The sequence below is a fragment of the Paraburkholderia sp. BR10882 genome, assembly GCF_040948855.1.
Lineage (GTDB): Bacteria > Pseudomonadota > Gammaproteobacteria > Burkholderiales > Burkholderiaceae > Paraburkholderia > Paraburkholderia nodosa_A.
On the sequence record NZ_JBFPKP010000091.1, the window covers coordinates 1 to 255 of the forward strand.

The window sequence follows — 255 nt, forward strand, 5'->3', positions numbered from 1 at the left end:
CGGTCGCATCCGCGCCCATTTCCACCGCGAGGCAGACTTCGCTGATGAGGTCGCCCGCGTTCAGGCCGACGATGCCGCCGCCGATCACGCGATGCGTCTCTTCGTCGAAGATCAGCTTCGTGAAGCCCTCGTCGCGGCCGTTGGCGATCGCGCGGCCCGAAGCGGCCCACGGGAACACCGCCTTGCCGTACTTGATGCCTTCGGCCTTGCACTGGTCTTCGGTCTTGCCGGCCCACGCCACTTCCGGATCGGTGT

At 67.1% G+C, this 255-nt stretch carries 1 pseudogene; it reads right to left on the reverse strand.

Annotated elements, in window-relative coordinates:
- A pseudogene (locus tag AB3X99_RS41035) lies at positions 1 to 255 on the reverse strand (dihydrolipoyl dehydrogenase); the annotation flags it as partial.